The 19,604-nt window shown below is 41.3% G+C and carries 20 protein-coding genes; 1 reads left to right on the top strand and 19 read right to left on the bottom strand.

Going from position 1 to position 19,604, the window contains the following annotated elements; all coding sequences use genetic code 11:
* Positions 1 to 20 precede the first annotated feature (20 nt).
* A complete protein-coding gene (lexA, locus tag O6R05_RS03870; protein WP_271192223.1) occupies positions 21 to 638 on the bottom strand; it encodes a transcriptional repressor LexA in 618 nt (205 codons plus the stop codon).
* Positions 639 to 775: 137 nt separating this feature from the next.
* Between lexA and O6R05_RS03865 the strand changes: the two genes are divergently transcribed.
* Positions 776 to 1,072: a LysM peptidoglycan-binding domain-containing protein gene (locus O6R05_RS03865; protein ID WP_271192222.1), complete on the top strand. Its 297-nt coding sequence runs from the start codon at positions 776 to 778 to the stop codon at positions 1,070 to 1,072.
* A 93-nt stretch (positions 1,073 to 1,165) separates the two neighbouring features.
* Here the strand turns inward: O6R05_RS03865 and O6R05_RS03860 are convergent, their stop codons facing one another.
* The 18 genes from O6R05_RS03860 to rbfA form a co-directional block, all read right to left on the bottom strand.
* The gene (locus tag O6R05_RS03860) at positions 1,166 to 2,140 is read right to left on the bottom strand and encodes a tyrosine recombinase XerC (RefSeq protein WP_271192221.1); all 975 of its coding nucleotides are present in this window, start codon (positions 2,138 to 2,140) and stop codon (positions 1,166 to 1,168) included.
* Between the two features lie 44 nt (positions 2,141 to 2,184).
* Complete coding sequence (rny, locus tag O6R05_RS03855; RefSeq protein WP_271192220.1) at positions 2,185 to 3,723, bottom strand: ribonuclease Y; 1,539 nt, start codon at positions 3,721 to 3,723, stop codon at positions 2,185 to 2,187.
* Positions 3,724 to 3,824: 101 nt separating this feature from the next.
* Positions 3,825 to 4,478: an AAA family ATPase gene (locus O6R05_RS03850; RefSeq protein ID WP_271192219.1), complete on the bottom strand. Its 654-nt coding sequence runs from the start codon at positions 4,476 to 4,478 to the stop codon at positions 3,825 to 3,827.
* Complete coding sequence (locus tag O6R05_RS03845; RefSeq protein WP_271192218.1) at positions 4,475 to 4,708, bottom strand: hypothetical protein; 234 nt, start codon at positions 4,706 to 4,708, stop codon at positions 4,475 to 4,477. Before O6R05_RS03845 ends, O6R05_RS03850 begins: the two co-directional genes overlap by 4 nt.
* Positions 4,701 to 6,002, bottom strand: a complete 1,302-nt coding sequence (locus tag O6R05_RS03840; RefSeq protein ID WP_271192217.1) for an AAA family ATPase — start codon at positions 6,000 to 6,002, stop codon at positions 4,701 to 4,703. Before O6R05_RS03840 ends, O6R05_RS03845 begins: the two co-directional genes overlap by 8 nt.
* On the bottom strand, positions 5,999 to 6,967 hold the full coding sequence (locus tag O6R05_RS03835; protein ID WP_271192216.1) for a metallophosphoesterase family protein: 969 nt from the start codon (positions 6,965 to 6,967) through the stop codon (positions 5,999 to 6,001). Before O6R05_RS03835 ends, O6R05_RS03840 begins: the two co-directional genes overlap by 4 nt.
* Positions 6,968 to 8,035 (bottom strand): recombinase RecA, encoded by a 1,068-nt coding sequence (gene recA, locus O6R05_RS03830; protein ID WP_271192215.1) that lies wholly within the window; start codon positions 8,033 to 8,035, stop codon positions 6,968 to 6,970. It abuts the gene before it with no gap.
* A gap of 2 nt (positions 8,036 to 8,037) precedes the next feature.
* Positions 8,038 to 9,258: a CinA family nicotinamide mononucleotide deamidase-related protein gene (locus O6R05_RS03825; RefSeq protein WP_271192214.1), complete on the bottom strand. Its 1,221-nt coding sequence runs from the start codon at positions 9,256 to 9,258 to the stop codon at positions 8,038 to 8,040.
* 8 nt (positions 9,259 to 9,266) lie between these two features.
* The gene (pgsA, locus tag O6R05_RS03820; RefSeq protein ID WP_271192213.1) at positions 9,267 to 9,800 is read right to left on the bottom strand and encodes a CDP-diacylglycerol--glycerol-3-phosphate 3-phosphatidyltransferase; all 534 of its coding nucleotides are present in this window, start codon (positions 9,798 to 9,800) and stop codon (positions 9,267 to 9,269) included.
* Entirely contained in the window at positions 9,797 to 11,107 is a 1,311-nt protein-coding gene (gene rimO / locus O6R05_RS03815; RefSeq protein ID WP_271192212.1) for a 30S ribosomal protein S12 methylthiotransferase RimO, read from the bottom strand. The genes pgsA and rimO overlap by 4 nt, the downstream gene beginning before the upstream one ends.
* Complete coding sequence (locus O6R05_RS03810; protein WP_271192211.1) at positions 11,100 to 13,511, bottom strand: FtsK/SpoIIIE family DNA translocase; 2,412 nt, start codon at positions 13,509 to 13,511, stop codon at positions 11,100 to 11,102. The genes rimO and O6R05_RS03810 overlap by 8 nt, the downstream gene beginning before the upstream one ends.
* 48 nt (positions 13,512 to 13,559) lie before the next feature.
* Positions 13,560 to 13,994, bottom strand: coding sequence for a dUTP diphosphatase (gene dut, locus O6R05_RS03805; protein ID WP_271192210.1), 435 nt, complete (start codon positions 13,992 to 13,994; stop codon positions 13,560 to 13,562).
* Positions 13,984 to 16,119, bottom strand: a complete 2,136-nt coding sequence (locus O6R05_RS03800; RefSeq protein ID WP_271192209.1) for a polyribonucleotide nucleotidyltransferase — start codon at positions 16,117 to 16,119, stop codon at positions 13,984 to 13,986. Before O6R05_RS03800 ends, dut begins: the two co-directional genes overlap by 11 nt.
* 45 nt (positions 16,120 to 16,164) lie before the next feature.
* A complete protein-coding gene (gene rpsO, locus O6R05_RS03795; RefSeq protein WP_271192208.1) occupies positions 16,165 to 16,431 on the bottom strand; it encodes a 30S ribosomal protein S15 in 267 nt (88 codons plus the stop codon).
* Positions 16,432 to 16,528: 97 nt separating this feature from the next.
* Positions 16,529 to 17,449, bottom strand: a complete 921-nt coding sequence (locus O6R05_RS03790; RefSeq protein ID WP_271192207.1) for a bifunctional riboflavin kinase/FAD synthetase — start codon at positions 17,447 to 17,449, stop codon at positions 16,529 to 16,531.
* Positions 17,446 to 18,327, bottom strand: a complete 882-nt coding sequence (gene truB / locus O6R05_RS03785) for a tRNA pseudouridine(55) synthase TruB (protein ID WP_271192206.1) — start codon at positions 18,325 to 18,327, stop codon at positions 17,446 to 17,448. The genes O6R05_RS03790 and truB overlap by 4 nt, the downstream gene beginning before the upstream one ends.
* Positions 18,305 to 19,273: a DHH family phosphoesterase gene (locus O6R05_RS03780; RefSeq protein WP_271192205.1), complete on the bottom strand. Its 969-nt coding sequence runs from the start codon at positions 19,271 to 19,273 to the stop codon at positions 18,305 to 18,307. The genes truB and O6R05_RS03780 overlap by 23 nt, the downstream gene beginning before the upstream one ends.
* Positions 19,254 to 19,604: a 30S ribosome-binding factor RbfA gene (gene rbfA / locus O6R05_RS03775; RefSeq protein WP_271192204.1), complete on the bottom strand. Its 351-nt coding sequence runs from the start codon at positions 19,602 to 19,604 to the stop codon at positions 19,254 to 19,256. The genes O6R05_RS03780 and rbfA overlap by 20 nt, the downstream gene beginning before the upstream one ends.

Below are 19,604 nucleotides of genomic sequence, written 5' to 3'. Positions count from 1 at the left end.
AAAGGGATACACTCCCTTTTTTACATCACTCTATACAGACCGACAATGATACCTAATATCTGCAGGTCTTTCACATAGATGGGTTCCATAAAGTCATTTTCTGGCTGAAGACGGAATCCATCTTTTTCTTTATAAAAAGTTTTAATGGTTGAAGTATCATCAATAAGAGCCAATACTTTTTCACCGTTGCGTGCAAAGTCACGTTTCTCAATAATGACAAAATCACCATCGAGAATACCGGCGTTAATCATACTCTCTCCGACGACTCTGAGAATAAAGAGTTCCTTGTCTTTGGCAAAATCAATTGGTAGAGGATACGTATCTTCAATATTTTCCACAGCTAAAATCGGCTCACCAGCAGTGACACACCCAACAATAGGAATGTCCACTGTTTTCTTTTTTGTCATTAAAATATCATCACTACTATTTAAAATCTCAATAGCTCGCGGTTTAGTGGGATCCCGTCGAATATAGCCCTTATATTCCAAAGATTTTAAGGTGGCCTGTGCTGTTGAGGTACTTTTAATGTTCAGTTGGTCACACATTTCTCGAATAGCAGGTGGATAACCCTTAGTTTGAATTACTTTAATAATATAGAAAAGAACATCACGTTCTCGTTGTGTTAAATCTTCGTACATAGACACCTCCTGACCTCATTATAGCATAGAGAACAAATATTTGAAACAAATGTTTGAAAACTCTTGACAAGAAACATCCGTTCTATTACAATGATGTTAAACATTCGTTCTGAACATATTTTCTATGAGGTGATATTATGAGACCACACAAACGCTATCAAATTAATAAATTACGTGCATTTTTATTTCTTAGCTTGATCTTTATTTTTACAACAGGAGTTAAAATTGAAACTTTAGATGGTACAACTTTAGCTAAGGATACACACTATATAGAACACTATGTGAATGCCGGCGAAACACTATGGACGATAGCTGAAGTTTACAACGCCGATACCTGGGATCAAAGAGAATTGGTTGCGGCTATTATGACGCATAATAATGTAGATCCTATTATTCATCAAGGTCAAATATTGGAAATACCCGTAAGTAAATAGGAAAGGCGTCCTCAAAAACAATGTAAAAGAAACAAAGGCCTATAATTAGTCACAAAATAATAATTTTGTGACTAATTATAGGCCTTTGTTCATTTATTTTTTAGAATGGGCATCTGATACTGCATGGACTGATGATAAAGGATTGTTCTTCAAAGTTTCTTTTAGCTGCGCATCATTGACATGAGTGTATATCTGTGTTGTCTGTACGCTTTCATGTCCGAGAATCTCCTGAAGACTGAGTATATCAGCACCGCCATGTTGATACATTAAGGTAGCTGCAGTATGACGTAATTTATGCACGGTATACTTATTCGGATCTAAACCGGTAGCCTCAACATATTTTGCCACCATATGCTGAACACTGCGCGGACTGATGCGATTTCTTCGCATACTTAAAAAAAGCGCATTGCTTTTTGATTCCGGCCGGACTTTAAGATAAGCATCAATAGCTGAACGGCAAGCATCATTAAGGAAAATTTCACGTTCTTTTTGACCTTTTCCCATGACACGAATCATATCTTTTTTTACATCGATAACATTAAGACTAACCATTTCTGAGATCCGCAGTCCACAGTTTAAAAAGATAGTGACAATACAATAATCGCGTCGCTTATACTGTTCTTTCACTTTGGCCTGATCAATGGTATCTAAAATAGCAATAGCTTCATCCAAAGTGAGATATATCGGCACTGTACGTTTGATTTTAGGACCTTCAATATCTTCGGCGGGATTGACATCCAGCACTTCTACAACACCTGTTAAATATTTAAAAAAACTTCGAATGGCTGATAATTTTCTAACCTTTGTTCGATTGGAATTTTTTTGTTTCCGATCTAAGAACGTGAGATAGTTATAAATATCTTGTTTAGAAATAGCTTTTAAAACATCCAATGTCACTGAATCAATATTCACATCTTCTAACTGTGCCGTATTGACAATCTCATGACTCACCAAAATATAACATAAAAACTTCCGAATATCATAATAATATTCTTTTTGAGTCGTCGGCGAGCTACCACGCGCCACAGATAAGTACGATAAAAAATCATCGAGATAATTGACTTGCATGCTCCTCCTTATTAAAAAAACCTGTCTCATGGACAGGTTTTAACTTATTTTGCATAGTCGACAGCGCGAGTTTCCCGAATGACATTGACTTTGATCTGTCCGGGGAAATCCAATTGTGCTTCAATTTCTTTGACAATTTTACGAGCTGTCAGCGTAATTTCCGCTTCAGAAATAACTTCAGGTTTTACAATAATGCGAACTTCTCGTCCCGCTTGGATAGCATAGGATTTTTCAATCCCATCAAAGGATGTAGCAATTTCTTCCAATTTCTCCAACCGTTTGACATAAGATTCTACCGTTTCACGGCGAGCTCCGGGTCTTGCCGCACTGATGGCATCAGCTGCAGTCACAAGAATAGCTTCCACACATTTGAACTCAACGTCACCATGATGTGCTTCGATACAATTGATGACAACGTCAGATTCCTTATAGCGTCTCGCAATATCGACACCAAGATCCACATGAGGTCCCTCCACGTCATGATCAATACTCTTTCCAATATCGTGAAGTAAACCGCCACGTTTGGCAAGCTTAGGATCTAAACCGATTTCTTCAGCTAAAATACCTGCAATGTTCGATACTTCTACAGCGTGTTTCAACACATTTTGTCCATAGCTGGTACGATATTTTAAGCGCCCTAAATATTTGATAATTTCGGGATGCAACCCGTGAACACCAGCATCGTAAGCTGCTTGTTCACCGGACTCTTTGATGAGTGTTTCCACTTCTTTACGCGCTTTTTCAACCGTTTCTTCAATACGCGTCGGATGAATGCGCCCATCTTGTACCAATTTTTCCAACGCCACCCGAGCAATTTCTCTACGAATCGGATCAAAACATGATAGTACCACCGCTTCGGGCGTATCATCAATAATGAGATCAACACCTGTTAACGATTCAATGCTGCGAATATTGCGCCCTTCGCGACCTATGATACGACCTTTCATTTCATCATTAGGTAACTGAACGACAGAGACTGTCGCTTCAGCAACTTGATCAGCAGCCACTCGCTGAATAGCTTGGGCAATCACATTTTGTGCGTACTTAGTGCTTTCTTCTTTCACGCGTTGCTCATTTTCTTTGATAATCAGTGCAGATTCTTGAGTAATTTCAGACTCCAGTTGGCTGAGCAAAATTTGTTTACCTTCCTCAGCAGTTAAACCTGCAACGCGTTCCAGCTCCAGTTCTCGTTTTTCCACAAGAGCTTTGGCTTGTTCTTGCTTAATCTTAGCATCATCAAGACGTGCAACTAACTTTTCTTCTTTTCTTTCAAGGGAATCAGCTTTCTTTTGTACAGCTTCTTCACGGTTGAGTATACGACTTTCCAAAGATTGTAACTCACTACGGCGAACTTTGTATTCTTTTTCATTATCTGAGCGCAATTTGTGGATTTCATCTTTAGCTTCTAAAAGAACTTCGCGTTTTTTAGCTTCAGCTTGATGTTCTGCATCCGTGATAATCTTAATAGCCTGAGCTTCGGCAGTATTAATTTTCCCTTCTGCAATATATTTTCGAACGGCAAAGCCAATGGCAGTCCCAATTATTAAACCAAGAATAATAAATAGAAATTCCAAAGTAAACACACCTCCTTATTGAATTTTCAAGTTTCAAATTTATTAGTATATCATGTGTACATATATAGTACGTGTTAATTTTATATCTTATCTTACCGTTCGTCAAGAAATTAAACGTCCTGAGTCAGCTCTTGGACAGATGATACTGCATTTTTCTGCTCTACATAAAAGGAACGATCGCATATTTGCGCCAAATATTTGTTGTGAGTCACCATGATAATTTGACGCTTAAACATCGTCGACGACTTTCTAAGAAATTCACCAAGATTAAAAATAAAATCTTCACTCACATGTTTTCCTGGTTCATCAAGAATCAGCGGACCTTCAATATGAGGCTTAAATATTTCGATCATGGCAATACGCAGTGCAATGGAAACAATATCCACTACGCCACCACCTCGCGAGAGCTCCGGCTTCGTTTTTATGCTATAGCCGTCATAACTCGACACAACATAAAAATCAGCACCTGCAATCTTTCCATTTTCTGTGAGCTCAATAACAAATGAAATGTCCGTCTCAAAAATAAAGCTGAGACAATTGGATACTAAGGATTCTATTTGAAGCTTTGCCTGTTCTCTACCATAGTCGCTCGAGAGACTGAGCAGCACCTCCACTTGTGATAAGAGCTCATTCTCTTCATGTAGTGTCTCAACTTTAGATTCCGCGTCTTGTAAATTACGCTGTAATACTTCCTGCTGACCTATTTTGATATGAATGGCGCGCTCTAACTGAGCGATCTTAGCATCTAATTCATTTAAAGTCATAGCTTCGGCAAACCATCTTCAATCTCTTGGAACAAACTGTTAATTTCTCTTTGAAGTGTATCAATGTGTTGATTCAATTCATCAGGACGAATATGAAGAGCTTCCAGCCGCTGTTCAATCTCCGCTTTTTGGAGTTTTAAATTTTCCAATCGCCCTTCGGCTTTATTTTTCATTTCTTTGCGGCGTTCAATTTCCTTTTTCAAAGCCGTGAGTCGTTCTTCATCATTCATATTGACCTCCGTGAAAATGATCTTGCGTTATCTTGCTATGACAAAGCGGGCAATAACCAAGGGCTACAAACAAATTTTCGTAGTTTTCCTCTGTATCTGACAACTCTCGAACTTGAAGCAAATACCTTTCTTCTTCAGTTTGAAGTGCATCACATAGCAACGTTATGGCATCATGCAAAGTTTTAAGCTCCGTCAATGTCTTGATTTTAGTTTCAGTGGTTTTAAGGACCGATCGTGTGGATTCAAGTGTCTCAAATTTTTTGAGGTAGTTTTCTCCTATACTTAGGCGTTCATTGACTTGATCTAAATTCATCTTAAGGAGGGTTAAATCGCCTACAGTTCTCGCTTCTTCATTCAATTTATACCATGTCAGTTCAGTCTTTCCCAAATTCTTAAGATGGCGTAACTGGTTGCTGAGATGAACCAACTCTTCTGACACGCTGTGAAGCACCCTATAAAGTTGAGTCAATTCCGTTTTACGTTCCAGACATTGAGAGACTCTGTTAATTTTCGAATCCACCATGTCGATATCACCCATTTTTGCAATGGCCTCTTCTGTCATGTCTATATCATGTATATTGGTCTCATAAGCTGTTTTAAGCTGCTTCAATTCCTGATATAAGGAGGTAGATTTGGCAAGCTGTTCCCGCTTGGCTTTGATACGTTCAAGATTCTTAATTTCTTCATCTAAACTCTCAAAATTCCTGAGTTCTTCTTTAAAATGTGCCACCAAGTCATCTTGATCTTTAATACGCCTTGAATTGCCTTTAATATCTTTGATGACATCTCGGAGTGCATCGTCGATAAAATTGACACCAATCAAGCGACCAATAGCACTGGCACGTGTAGAAGGCGTCTCAGTGAGCAAGAAAGGTCCATCTAATTGCTCCCCAATGTTAATACCTTCCGACTTCGGGCCGCCTAAATCAATTTTTGAAATACCAATCTCTTCTATCACTTCATCCGGTACACCACGATTGAATTTTTCAAGAACTAATTCTTCCCCATCGGCACGATTGAGTATGTATTTGTTCTCTTTGCCGTTACTGCTCCAAAGACGTGTGACTTTAGCACCATTGCTAAAGCTTAAACTCACTTTCATCTGCGTTTCTTGAAGTCGTAAAAGACTGCTCGGAGCAGGATCATTATAAAGAACCCATTTTATAGCACGCAGCACAGCCGTCTTGCCACTGTCTGAACGTCCCACAATGACATTAAGGCCATGATGAAAGTCCATCACCGTGTGCTTATGGGATTGAAAGTTGTCAATTTCAATTTTTGTAATGTAGATCACAATTTAGCCTCTCCCATTTGCTTTAACTGAACTCTGCGAATAGCCTCATCTCGTACCTTTTTATCAATAGCCTCAGCTTTAGCGATATCAATTAAAATATCGTATACATCAAGCCCTTTTAAATTTGCCGACGTTTCAATTGTTGATTTAAAATCTGCAAACTGTTCCGCTTTGAATCTATGCCGTTCTATTTCCGAACGATCTAAAACCTGGTCTCCCGGCAATGCACTTTGTAACACTATTTCTCGAATCACAATTTGATCAGTCAACTCTACAAGAACCACTTTCGGCTTGCGTTTCATTTCGTTCAGTGCATTCGAAATCCGAACCAAAGCACCGGGGTTAATAAAATACTTACCGTCGATTTCCTGAGTTTTAAAACCAAAGTGAACGTGCCCGCCGAAAGTAATGTCCGCTACCGTATCCGAAATCTCTGATAGTAAGGTATGCGGAATCGTGTCCAACTGCTTTTTATCTGTTAGAAATCCGTGTGTGAGGTGGATGGCATAGTCTGCTTCGCCTTTATCGCGTACAATGTATCCTTCCTTATTCCCCGGTTTATCCATATCGATAGTATAGGGAAAAGCACTGAGGCGCACCACGACATCCTTCTTAAGATAAATTTCATCGGTGATCAGATGAATCAAGCCTAAGCTATCCAAAAGTCCGAACATCGATCGATGTACCGTTTTCGGATTATGGCCGAATATATCGTGATTGCCGCTGACAATATAAATAGGCGCCTTAAATCGTAAAAGAATTTTAGCAAAATCTGAAACCAGGGAAATCGGTGTGTCAGGACGATCAAATAGATCACCTCCGTGCAAAATGTAGTCTACATTTTCACGAAGGCTGATATCTACAACTTCATTCAATTTTATTTTTAAAGTGTCGTAGAAGTTATCCAATCGATTCTTCGGATTGGTCACTCTCAAATGAGTATCTGTAAAATAGAGCAACTTCATTTAGTCGTCAGAATCCTTTGACTCCAGATCAAATCTCACCTGGTCTTTCATAACTTCCATAGCCGTTTCAATATCATCTGCCGGCAGACCTAGAGCCTGGCGAATTTTGTAGTCTACCTCCAAATGTACCGATGGATTTTGTTCCAAAAAGTCTTTGGCATTTTCACGGCCCTGTCCAAGCCGCTCTCCGTTGTAACTATACCATGAGCCGCTTTTTTCAATGACATTAGCCATAACACCCATATCAATAGTCGTGCCGGATTTGGAAATTCCTTTGCCATACATAATATCAAATTCAGCAATACGATGCGGCGGTGCCACCTTGTTCTTAACGATCTTAACTTTGACGCGATTTCCTATCATCTCATCGCCTTTTTTCAACGTATCAGTACGTCGAATATCCAATCGTACTGAGGCATAGAATTTCAATGCCCGGCCACCGGTAGTCGTTTCCGGATTCCCAAACATGACCCCAATCTTTTCACGAAGTTGATTGATAAATATCACCGAGGCCCGCGACTTATTAATAGCACCCGTAATTTTTCGAAGAGCTTGAGACATCAACCGAGCTTGGAGTCCCATATGTGAGTCCCCCATTTCCCCTTCAATTTCAGCTTTCGGCACGAGAGCCGCCACAGAGTCTACGACAATAAGATCCACGGCGTTAGAACGTACAAGCGCCTCAGTGATCTCAAGCGCCTGCTCTCCAGTATCCGGCTGCGAAATAATGAGATTTTCCACATCGACACCTAAATTTTTGGCATAGACCGGATCCAGTGCATGTTCTGCATCGATAAACGCTGCAACGCCATCTAATTTTTGAGCTTCTGCCAACATATGCAGCGCCAAAGTTGTCTTACCGGAAGATTCAGGACCATAAATTTCAATGATACGTCCACGTGGAATGCCGCCAACACCCAATGCATAATCCAAAGTCAAAGACCCTGTTGGAATCGTTTCAATTTCCAGTTTACTGTCCGCACCAAGTTTCATAATTGACCCTTTGCCATAGGCCTTTTCTATTTTTGAAATGGTATTTTCTAAAGATTGTCGTTTTTGCTCGTCCACATTTACCTCCTAAGCATTAATATCAGGGTTAAAAGTATCGTATCACAGACGCGTTGCTGAATTTCTGTACGCGACCCGTTGAACTTATGTTCTTCTGTGGTTATTATATCACCCATCCCGTAAGAAATATATACTGTCCCTACTTCTTTTTCAGCAGGTTCGGGACCTGCCTCTCCTGTTGTCGCCACATGAATCGTGCTTGTGGTTATAGCTTGTAATCCACGGACCATAGCCTCTGCTGTCTCTTGACTTACGGCACCATAAGTTTGTAGTGTCTTTGAATCCACACCAAGAATTTTATGCTTTGCAGTATTCGAATACGTGACGTAAGATTCTTGGAGCACCTCGCTCGCATGAGGCACTGCGGTAATCATACTGGCCAGTTTTCCTCCTGTAATAGACTCTGCAAAACTGATAGTCAAGTGTTGTGCTCGCAACCGATCAACCAACGTTTCGGCCAGACTTTGATTGCCTTCAGAATAAATATAACCTTCAAAAGCATCATAGAGTTTGTGTACAATAGTATCTACTTGATTTTGTAATGCAAGGCGATCCTTGCCTTCTGCTATGATTTTTATTTCCGTATCATAAAATTTAGCAAAGGTGTTTAAGGAGATTTCCGAAGTTTCGAGATTCAACTTTCGCATGCGATCTTCCACACGTGACTCCCCAAGTCCTGCCACGTTGAGCGAATGGATAATAATTTCGGAATCGTTATGAATGATATCTTCCAGATACGCTTCCACCATAGGTTCCAATTCTTTCGGCGGCCCCGGAAGTAAAATCAGCTTTTTATTTTCATATTCTAATACCTCGCCCGGTGCAATCCCCCAATGATTAATAAGCAGCTCTGCACCGTCAATGACCTCTGCCTGATGTTTGTTGTTCGCTGTCATTGCTCGATTATTCTTTTCAAACCGAGCCAACAGCTTTTTATATTCCCCTTCGTGAAGATAAATATCACGACCAAGAACTTTTGCAACGCTTTGTTTCGTTGCATCATCTTCCGTAGGACCCAACCCGCCACATATGATAACAAGATCAGCATAGATGAGCTCATCTCTCAAAGCTTGCTCCATGCTCTCAAGGTCATCTCGCACAGATACATGACGCACTACATGCACGCCTAAGTCACTGAGTTTTTGAGACAGATATCTTCCATGGGTATTGATAATAGATCCAACGAGTATTTCTGTGCCGATAGTCATAATAGATGCTTTCATAATTACCTCTAGATGTGTTTCAAATCTAAGACTTTGAGATTTTTAGCAAAGTAATCTATGCCGGAAATCAAAGTGAAAAAGACTGCAACGTAAAAGACAAACATCCCGATTCGATACAATGCTGTAATGTTTGTTAATAAAATAAGAATGGCAATAAGTTGCGTCACTGTTTTAAGTTTCCCCAGAGGACTTGCAGCAATAGTAATGTTATCCGCAGCTGCTAGAATGCGAAATCCCGTCACGGCAAACTCTCTTGCAATAATGATAATAACTCCCCATGCCGGGATATCTCCAATACCTGTGAGACAAATCAGTGCTGATGCCACTAATATCTTATCCGCAAGAGGATCGGCGAACTTACCGAAATTGGTGACCCAATTGTTTTTACGAGCAAGGTAGCCATCTAAAAAATCAGTAAAGGATGCCACAGCAAAAATAAGTGTTGCTATAAGGCGAGCGCCTGCAAAATCCAAATACATAAAGAGTACAAAGACAGGCACCATTAAAACTCTGAGAAACGTCAATTTATTTGCTAAATTCATATCAGTCTTCCCTCTAAATCAAATTCTGTGGCTCCGGTAATTAAAACCGGATATAATTCTCCCGGCTGAAGCTCGTCTGAAGCCTTCACATAAACATCTCCATCAATATCGGGTGCATCCAGATAGGAACGTCCACGATAGAGCTCATCTTCTATTTTTTCTTCCACCAGAATATCTAACGTTGATCCTACAACAGATGCAAGTAACTCTGCTGATATATCTTGTTGAAGTGCCATCAACTCGTCAAGACGTTCCATCTTCACAGAGTCCTCTACTTGAGCCATATCATAACTTGCTGTCCCTTCTTCTCTGGAATACGCAAAAGCTCCGACACGATTAAGCTTATAGGCGCTTATAAAATCTAAGAGTTCCTGAAATTCTTCATCGGTTTCTGTTGGAAATCCCACAATAAACGTACTGCGTATACATATGTTCGGAACGTTTGTTTTTAGCTTCGTGATAAGTTGTATAATGTCTTCTTTTGAAGTTTTACGGTTCATAACTTTCAGCACACGATTGGAAATGTGCTGAAGCGGAATATCCACATAGTTTAACAGTTTCTCATTCGTTTTAAACTCGTTAACCAATTCATCCGAGAACGTATCCGGATAAAGATATAAGATGCGCAGCCACTTGAGGCTCTCAATTGCAGTGAGTTTTTGAATCAGCTCCAAAAGCTTAAAGTCGCCGTAGAGATCAATGCCATAATCAGTAGAGTTTTGTGCAATAAGAATAATTTCTTTAGTTCCATGACCGGTTAGATATGCCACTTCCTGATAGATATCTTCCATAGCACGGGATTTATTACGGCCTCGAAGCTTTGGAATAATACAATAGGAACAATTGTTATTACACCCTTCAGAAATACGAACGTATTCTGTTGCAGCAGGATTCTTTTTAAAGGTCACCGGAGTCTCTGCACTATTGACATCTTTAAGATCTATTGGACGGTCACCATCAAAAGCGCGATCGAGCACGGATTCTACATCCTGAAAACTACCGGTCCCGATAATACCGTCCACTTCCGGCATGGCCTCAATGAGCTCTTCAGCATAACGTTCTGCAAGACATCCTGCCATGATAAGCTTTTTAAGCTTCTTTTCTTTCAATTTAGCAGATTCTAAAATAGCTTGAATTGATTGTTCTTTAGCAGAATCAATGAAACCGCATGTGTTGACAATAATAGCATCGGCATCTGTAGGGTCTTGGGTCAATTCATATTTCTCAGCATTAAGGTATGAGACCATCGTACTTGTATCGACATCATTTTTTGAACATCCTAAGGTGATAAAATGAACTTTATTCAATCTTTTCTCCTATCATTGTTTCGATTTCTTCTTTGCTCATAAGTAACTTCCGAGGTTTAGAACCTTCATGAGGTCCGATGATCCCGGATTCTTCCAACTGATCGACAATACGTGCAGCTCGAGAATATCCCACCTTTAACTTCCGCTGTAAGAAGGAAATGGAAGCTTGGTCATCCGTTAAAATATATTTAATAGCATCTGCAAACAAGTCATCTCTATCCGAAACAACTTCCTTTTTATCTTGTATTTCCTGTACAATCTTCTCTTTTAAAGCTTCGTTATAGGTGCTGTTTGCCGCAATAAAATCCACCACGCGTTCCACTTCGTCGTCACTGATAAAGGCGCCTTGAACCCGTAACGGCTTTGAATAAAAACTTGGATAGAAGAGCATATCCCCTTTACCTAAAAGTTTCTCAGCGCCTGCCATATCTAAAATAGTCCGCGAGTCAATTTGAGATGACACGGCAAATGCAATACGTGACGGAATATTGGCCTTGATGGTTCCGGTGATGACATCCACCGACGGACGCTGCGTAGCCAGGATTAAATAGATGCCTGCAGCTCGAGCTTTTTGTGCTAAGCGAGTGACATAATCTTCTACTTCTTTTTGCGCCACCATCATTAAGTCGGCAAATTCATCCACGACAATCACAATTTTAGGGACAGCAAGCTCTCCTTCTCCCTTCATCTTGTTATTGTAGGATTTTAAATCGCGCACACCCATTTCGGCAAAGAGGCCGTATCGGCGTTCCATTTCTGTCACAGCCCAGCTAAGTGCAAACGCCGCTTTTTTAGGGTCTGTCACTACAGGTATGAGCAAATGCGGCACACGATTATAGACACTTAACTCGACAATCTTAGGGTCAATCAGCATCAGTTTCACATCATCCGGTGAACTTTTATAAAGAATACTTGTGATAATGGTGTTAATACACACCGACTTCCCGGAACCTGTTGCCCCTGCAATAAGTAGGTGGGGCATTTTTTCAATAGATGAAATAATCGTATGCCCGGAGATATCCTTACCTAAAGCAAGGGGTACATCAGACGGGATTTTTTTAAATTCGTTCGAACTTAGGATATCACGAATAGACACCGAATCCTTGTTTTTATTCGGCACTTCAATCCCCACCGCAGCTTTTCCGGGTATCGGCGCCTCGATACGAATATCGGATGCAGCTAAGGCCATGGTTAAGTTGTCAGTTAAAGCTACAATCTTACTGAGCTTCACTCCGGGTCCGGGTTGCAGTTCGTATAAAGTCACAACAGGACCTTTGTTAATGGCAACTATACGACAGTCAATATTGAATGTATGCATGGTCTCTTCAATAATTCGCGCTTTAGACCGCACAATATCATTAGAGTCTCCTTCTGTAACTTCGGAGCGTTCAAGCAGTTCAAGCGGCGGTTTTTTATAGACAGTTTTCTTATAGGTCTGCTCAAAAGCTCTCTGTACAGTCGGATTGATGGCGGATGCCTGTGCAGTCTCTTCTGTATTTGGATAATTGTTCCTTATCGAATTAGCTATCGCTGCAGTGTCTTCAGACTCCACATGGTCTGTACCTGACAATGCATCCCTTGGAGATGAAAAATGTGCCACCACGCCTTCATCCGCGTCACCATTATCCGCCTCGAAGAGATGCTTGGGACGCATATCAATATCACATTTTTCCACTGAGGCTGTAGTATCCATATCAGATAGGTCCGGTTGGTCCTCGCTGTAATCGCGAATCAATACATTCTTTACCGGCTTTACCTTGACTTTTTCCGTTTCCCTATCAAGCGATTTCTGAGCCTTAACAGCTTCTCGCTTGACCTGGATTTGTGTCTTTTTTTCACGAAGACGAACGCCAAAATCCCTGGAACGGTCTTTGACCGAGTAGGTAAAGTTCTTCAGAGAGTCCATATTGATACTGAAGAGCAGAAAGAGACAAATAAAGAAAATAAGACCTACAATAAAATATGTTCCAAGTGATCCGAACAGCTTGTACATAAAAAAGCCCACAATGGAGCCGATAACGCCGCCGGATGTGGCGATGTCCAGATATTCTACAGAAAGACGAATCCTGTCCACCAAAGTGAGATCTACACTCTTGGTGCCGTCCAAATACACCAATACGCAAAGAATCATGCCGGCAAAGAGCGCGGCATATTTAATCAAGTCTTGATTGTATTTCGGAATGAGATACAGCACGCCAAGAAGCATAATACTCACAGGCAGCAAGACATTGCCGCTACCTGCAAGCACAGTAAAAAACTTATAGAAAAAATTTCCTACAAGTCCCATTTTAGTGTTAAACAAACTCATGAAACTTAAGAGACCAAAAGCCAACATGAGTACGCCAACTAATCCTTTCGGTGCTGTTTTGTGTTTCAATTTTTTAGATTTTTTCGTTATTTTCAATGGTACACCTCAATTAAATTATAACATAAAAAGGCCTCTCTTAACTACTTAAGAGAGGCCGGTGTGACCAAATCCACCATCACTACGTGATGTCTCTGAGAGTGATTCAGTTTTTTCAAAAGTAATGTGTTCCACTTGGGCAAGCACAATTTGACCAATACGATCGCCAGAATGAATAGTAAAAGGTTCATTCGAAAGATTCACAAGCAGAATCTTTAACTCACCGCGGTAGTCTGAATCGATAGTTCCTATACCATTGGGAAGACTGATACCATGTTTTAGTGCTAAGCCGCTTCGCGCACGGACCTGAATCTCAAATCCTTCAGGAATTTCAAAATACAATCCAGTAGGTACCGCATAGCGTTCAAAAGGATTGAGTATATACGGACTATCAATAAAAGCGCATACATCCATCCCTGCAGAACCTACGGTCTTGTACTGCGGATCCGGATTGTCACTTCTATTAATGAGTTTAACCTTCATGAGACAAATCCTTTGCGTCGTCCCCTTTGACCGATGCCTTGTCCGGTTTTGGCAGAAGTACTTTACGGGAAAGAGATAACTTTTTAGTTTCAGGATCAATCGCAATAACCTGTACTCTGACCTTGTCGCCATTCTTAAGCACATCTTCCACTTTTTCCGTACGTTCATGTTGTAGCTCGGAAATATGAAGTAGACCTTCCACACCTTTTTTCAACTCGATAAAGGCCCCAAATTTCATAAGTTTTTTGACTTTGCCGTCATAGATATCTCCTACTTCAACCTCTTTGACAATGCTTTCAATAATGCGAATGGCTTCTTGAGCGGCTTCATTGTCATCAGAGAGTACAGATACTTTGCCGTCATCATCAATTTCAATCTTGACGCCGGTTTGTTCAATGATTTTATTAATCGTTTTACCGCCTGATCCAATGACATCTCCAATTTTTTCAGGATTGATTTCAATCATATGAATAATTGGAGCATACTTGGATAGATGGTCGCGCGGTGCTTCAATGGTGCCATAGAGATGATCCAAAATGAAAAGGCGTGCCGCTTTAGCTTGTTCCAATGCCTGTTGTAGAATCTCTTTGCTGATACCTTCGACTTTAATATCCATCTGCATAGCAGTAATACCGTCACGAGTACCTGCAACTTTGAAGTCCATGTCCCCATAATGATCTTCGAGTCCTTGAATGTCCGTAAGAATTTTGGTTTGACCATAGCCTTCCATAAGACCCATGGCAATGCCTGCAACCGGTTCTTTGATTGGCACCCCTGCATCCATAAGCGCAAGTGTGGAACCGCAAATTGAGGCTTGAGATGATGAACCGTTCGATTCCAAGACTTCCGATACAACACGGATGGCATATGGAAAGTCCTCTTCAGAAGGGATAACCGGAAGAAGCGCACGCTCGGCAAGGGCACCATGTCCAATTTCTCGTCGCCCCGGTCCTCGCATAGGACGAGTGTCCCCCACTGAATATGGCGGGAAGTTGTAGTGGTGAATGTAACGTTTCGGTGTGTCGTCACCAAGGCCGTCAATCACTTGCACGTCTGCAAGGCCTGCCAGCGTGGCTACAGATAGGACTTGCGTTTGACCTCGTGTAAAGAGACCGGAACCGTGAGTACGTGGTAAAATACCTACTTCAGAAGACAATGGACGAATTTCATCCAACGCACGGCCGTCAGGACGAATACCATCCTCTAAAATTTGACGTCGAACTTCTTCCACCTCGATAGCTTCCATAATATTCTCAATATCTTTGCCGTAGGTTTCCATTTCCGTTGCAAAGTGAAGACGAATTTCATCCTTAGCAGCTTCTACTTTTTCAATGCGTTTTAATTTATCCGCTTCATTGACAGAGTTGACGATAATGGATTTGCCAAATTCAGTAACCTTGTTCTTTATTTCTTCATCAGGCACAAAGACAACATAGTCCATTTTTTTCTTGCCTACTTCTGCAACGATGTCCTCAGTAAAAGCACAAATCTTCTTAATAGCTTCATGGGCCACAAAGATAGCTTCCAGCATTTCCGCTTCACTAACCACATTGGCACCGGCTTCAATCATCATAATTGCCGTTGACGTTCCCGAGACGGTAAGCTGAATTTTCGACTTGGCACGTTCTTCTTCGTTAGGGTTGACGATATATTTACCATCTACATAACCCATGGCCACCGAGCCTGTTGGGCCGTCAAAAGGAATGTCGGAGATGGCAAGAGCTATGGATGAACCGATCATAGCTAAAATTTCAGGCTGATAATCTTGCTCTACAGAAAACACCGTAGCCACGACTTGTACATCGTTGCGATAGCCTTCCGGGAACAGAGGGCGAATTGGACGATCAATAAGACGAGCGGAAAGAATTGCCTTTTCAGAAGGTCTACCTTCACGTTTTACAAATCCACCCGGCATTTTGCCAACAGCATACATTTTTTCCTCAAAATCGACTGACAGTGGGAAAAAATCAATGCCTTCTCTTGGCTTTGAGGATGCCGTTGCCGTAACCAGGACGACAGTCTCACCATACTTAAGCAGACAAGCACCGTTGGCTTGTTTAGCAACTTTGCCGATGCTCACCTCAAGAGGTGTTCCTGCAAGATCCAAGGTAAAAACTTTCTCCATACTTTCCTCCTTTATTAATTAAAAATAAAGAGCGGTTCCCCGCTCTTAACCTCTGATTCCAAGTTTTTGAATAAGCTCACGATATCTATCAATGTCTTTGTTACGAAGATATCTGAGAAGATTTCTACGTTTACCTACCATTTTTAATAGTCCGCGACGTGAGTGATGATCTTTTTTGTGTTCTTTGAGATGCACATTAAGTTCATTAATACGGTTGGTGAGAATGGCGATTTGCACCTCAGCAGATCCGGTATCACCTTCGTGAAGTTTGTAATCTTCGATAATTTGTTGTTTTGCTTCTTTGTTTAACATAATTCCTCCTAAAATATCATTCACCATACCAGAGTCAGCGCCGAGGAACGACAAACCATGGCGTGGTACATACTTTTAAGATAATACCATAAAAACTCTAGCTATTCAAGATTTTTCGTGTGGTTGCGACGTCGTGATGCATCTGTTCAAAGAGTGCAATGAGATTATCAAACTTCATTTCCGGTCTCAAATACGAATGCAAAATAAGTTGAACAGTTTTGCCATAAATATCGCCGTTAAAATCTAAAATGTGAGCTTCAATGCGAAAACCCTCATTTTCTATCGATGGGTTTTTTCCAATGTTCGTCGCCGCAGGATACATCCGTCCATCTATTTTAAGCCATGAAGTGTAGACGCCAAACTTTGGCAACACATAGTTCACTATAGGCTCAATATTCGCCGTAGGCATACCCATGACCGTCCCCAGATGTTTACCATGAATGACAGTGCCGTCGATAGTGAATTCATACCCTAATAAAGCATTGGCTTCTTGAATATTACCAGATTCAATCAGTGAGCGTATTCGGGTGGAAGAAATAGCTTCTTCGCCTTCAAGAATCTCATCCACAACATATAACTGAAAATCATAGACGGCAGTGAGTCGTTTTAAGAGCTCCACATTGCCTTTAGCTTTATTTCCGAAGCGATAATCATAACCTACAACAATCCCTTTAACATTGAGCCTTTCAAGTAAAAGCGACTTCACAAACGCCTCAGGCTCCAACGCCATAACAGCTCGACTAAAAACGAGCTCATAACAACGAGAAATACCAATAGATTCCAACAATTGGTATTTCATTGTATTCGATGTAATCAGTCTCTGATTACTGTGCGTCAGTAAGGTTTTGGTATGATTCTTAAAGGCCAAAATAGCACTATCGACATCCAGTTGCTCCGCAAGATGAATAACCTCTCTTAAAAGCGCTTGATGTGCACGGTGAACCCCATCAAAATTCCCCAGGGCAATAACACAGGGTGTTGAAAAATGATCATCTACTGTGATTGGTAAAATTTTCAAGCGTTAACTCCTAACAAATTTTTCACAATTTTTAACCCCCATTGCCCGTGATAATGGCTATACTTCCCAATGCCGATATACGTATTTCGACAGTAGACATTGTAGTAGACGTCTGCCTCAAAACCTTCATGAAAATACATGAGACCATTGGTGATACGCTTATACAGATGATCCGGAACCACTACAGGTTCAAATCCCAAAGCTTGATCCATGGGGATGAGCGCCTTTTCAATATCAGAAATCGTCATATCGCTTATACTTTCAAGACTCAATGCATGATCCAATGTAAAGGTGCCGGATGCCTGGCGAACCAATCCGGTCATCGTGGCATACGTCCCCAAGGCATGACCGATGTCTCGAATTAACGAGCGGATGTAAGTCCCTGAGGAAACCGTCGTTTGAAGTGTGAGCGGTGCGTCACACACCATGTTGAGATCGTAAATAGTCACATGTCGAGATTGGATATCAACAGCCTCCCCGCTTCTGGCGTAGTCGTAGAGTTTTTTACCTTTGACTTTAATGGCTGAATAGATCGGCGGCACTTGCAGGATATCTCCCGATAAAGATTCAAAGACTTTCTGAATCTCATCTCGGGAATATTCAGTATTGCCACCGCTGGAGACGACCTCTCCGGTACTATCCAAGGTATCCGTCTCATAGCCTAATTCAAACTCAGCCAGATAGGTCTTGGACTTAGAGAGCAAATAGTCTGAGAGCTTTGTCCCTTGCCCGATGAGCATAACCAGCACGCCTTCAGCCATGGGATCGAGAGTCCCGGCATGGCCAATTTTTTTTATCTGCAGTTTTTTTCTGAGACTATAAACCACGTCATGACTTGTCATGTCCTTCGGTTTATTAATAAGAAGTACCCCGTTCACTTAGAACTCCTTCCAGAGCTTGAACAATTTCATCCCGTCGATCTGTCCATGGCAGATCCATCGTGGCACCTGCCGCTCGTATATGACCGCCGCCGCCATAGGGTTTAACCACATCAGTAGCGTTTAAAAAGCTTTTCGTACGCACGGAGAGGCGACATGAGTCATATTTTTCTTTAATCAGTACTGCGGCTTCCACGCCAGCAATATCTCGAATAAATTCGACAATACCCTCAGAGTCCATTTTATTCGCACCTATGGCCTCAATATCAGCATCAGTGACATGGACAAGAGCCAGCTGATTGTCATAATACAATTCTAAAGTGGACATGGCTTGAAACAACAGCTTTGTCTTTTGAAGCGAGCGATTTTGATAGAGCTCAACGCCAATTCTAGGCACATCTGCGCCCAAATCCACTAAATCTGCAGCAGTTAAGAACGTACCTTTACTCACAGAATCATATTTAAAGCTTCCTGTGTCCGTGGAAAGTCCAGTATATAAACATGTCGCAGCATCCACCGAAACTTTATACTCCATCGTTTTAAATAGATTGTAAACCAGTTCACATGTGGCAGGTGAATCGCCATCGACATAGTTGATGTCAGCATAGCGGGTGTTAGTCTTGTGATGATCAATATTGATTGTGACCGACGCTGTATCAAACACTTCAGACAAGTCGCCCAAACGCTCTCGATCCGCACAGTCCAGGGCAATAAAGAGATCCACCGACTCAAAGCCTTCATGTCGCCCTTCCTGAAGTCCGGGTAGAAACTGAAGATTATCAGGCACCTCATCAATCAGCAAAAAGGTGACATCTTTGCCCGCATCTTTCAGTACGTGGTAGGTGCCAAGTAGCGAGCCCAAATTATCTCCGTCCGGATTCATGTGAGAGGCAAGATAAATCGTCGATGCTGCGTCGATAGCTGTTTTAATTGTCGCTTGATCCACGGTTCACCTCACGAATGAGTTGATCCATTGCCAGTCCCTTTTCAATTGAATCATCATAGATAAAGATTAATTCCGGCATGACACGCATCTTTACAATTTTGGACAGTTCTCGCTTAATATAACCCTTCGAAGAGTTTAACCCTTCCATCACATCGTCTACATTGCCATTAAAAAAGGAAATGTAGACTTTTGCGAAAGATAAGTCATTGGTGACATCAGCTCGGGATACACTGATGATCTCCGGAATACGCGGATCTTTCAGTCGTTGAATGATTTCTGAAATGCCACGGCGCACCTCTTCTGAAATTTGGTGTACACGTTTTGGATTCAT

It is taken from the genome of Peptoniphilus equinus (assembly GCF_027921445.1).
GTDB classification, from domain to species: domain Bacteria; phylum Bacillota; class Clostridia; order Tissierellales; family Peptoniphilaceae; genus Peptoniphilus; species Peptoniphilus equinus.
The sequence above is the reverse complement of the archived record's forward strand: the minus strand, read 5'-3'. Positions and strand labels throughout refer to the sequence as shown.

Bases quoted from the DNA above. Each gene is read 5' to 3' on its own strand.
- lexA (WP_271192223.1), bottom strand. From the start codon at position 638: ATGTACGAAGATTTAACACAACGAGAACGTGATGTTCTTTTCTATATT.
- O6R05_RS03865 (WP_271192222.1), top strand. From the start codon at position 776: ATGAGACCACACAAACGCTATCAAATTAATAAATTACGTGCATTTTTA.
- O6R05_RS03860 (WP_271192221.1), bottom strand. From the start codon at position 2,140: ATGCAAGTCAATTATCTCGATGATTTTTTATCGTACTTATCTGTGGCG.
- O6R05_RS03850 (WP_271192219.1), bottom strand. From the start codon at position 4,478: ATGACTTTAAATGAATTAGATGCTAAGATCGCTCAGTTAGAGCGCGCC.
- O6R05_RS03845 (WP_271192218.1), bottom strand. From the start codon at position 4,708: ATGAATGATGAAGAACGACTCACGGCTTTGAAAAAGGAAATTGAACGC.
- O6R05_RS03835 (WP_271192216.1), bottom strand. From the start codon at position 6,967: ATGAAGTTGCTCTATTTTACAGATACTCATTTGAGAGTGACCAATCCG.
- O6R05_RS03825 (WP_271192214.1), bottom strand. From the start codon at position 9,258: ATGAAAGCATCTATTATGACTATCGGCACAGAAATACTCGTTGGATCT.
- pgsA (WP_271192213.1), bottom strand. From the start codon at position 9,800: ATGAATTTAGCAAATAAATTGACGTTTCTCAGAGTTTTAATGGTGCCT.
- dut (WP_271192210.1), bottom strand. From the start codon at position 13,994: ATGAAGGTTAAACTCATTAATAGAAGTGACAATCCGGATCCGCAGTAC.
- O6R05_RS03800 (WP_271192209.1), bottom strand. From the start codon at position 16,119: ATGGAGAAAGTTTTTACCTTGGATCTTGCAGGAACACCTCTTGAGGTG.
- rpsO (WP_271192208.1), bottom strand. From the start codon at position 16,431: ATGTTAAACAAAGAAGCAAAACAACAAATTATCGAAGATTACAAACTT.
- rbfA (WP_271192204.1), bottom strand. From the start codon at position 19,604: ATGAATCCAAAACGTGTACACCAAATTTCAGAAGAGGTGCGCCGTGGC.